Source organism: Protofrankia sp. Cr1 (assembly GCF_963555865.1).
Lineage (GTDB): Bacteria > Actinomycetota > Actinomycetes > Frankiales > Frankiaceae > Protofrankia.
In genome coordinates, this window is record NZ_CAUVXO010000125.1 from 11698 (window position 1) to 12354 (window position 657).

Annotated in this window: 1 tRNA gene; it reads left to right on the forward strand. The window is 67.3% G+C overall.

The features are described 5' to 3' along the window. Nucleotides 1–255 precede the first annotated feature (255 nt). Nucleotides 256–332: transfer RNA gene (locus U9980_RS12430), tRNA-Met, on the forward strand. Nucleotides 333–657: the final 325 nt, after the last annotated feature.

The window sequence follows — 657 nt, forward strand, 5'->3', positions numbered from 1 at the left end:
CTGGCACGGCTCACGGGGGTGCCTGCCGCCTCGGCGAGTACCAGTCCCGCGCCGTCGGCATCGCCCTCAGCCGCCGCGCCGGCGTCTCCCCAGGCCGGCGCTGCGGGTGCGAGTCCGGGGCCGGCAGCGGCCCCGGTGGCCCCGGTGGCGACCACGTCAACCTCGCCGCCAGGCGGGTAGCCGGGCCGATCGGACCTTTGATCAAGCTCATTTGACAACCCCCACCCAGCGTCCTATAAGGTGAACTCACACCGACGCGGGGTGGAGCAGCTCGGTAGCTCGCTGGGCTCATAACCCAGAGGTCACAGGTTCAAATCCTGTCCCCGCTACCACGCAGTACCAGGGCGAAGGCCCCGGAGAGATCTTCTCCGGGGCCTTTTTTGCGTCCGTGTAGGCGAATCTGTAGGCGAGACCTCGAAACTGCTACTCCGGAGGGCCCCACTCGGGTCCCATCCCACCCAAGATCAGACCTGCGATCGCGCGGGCAACCTAACGGTTGGCGTCAAGATCGGTATCGAGGTAGGTGCCCATGGTGAACGCCACGGAGGCATGGCCGACCCGTTCGCTGCACCTACGTGGTCAGCGACCACCGCCGATACGACTGCCTTTCAGCCCAGCGGTCGCAGGCTCACATCCGTGCCCCGCCGCCATCTGGTA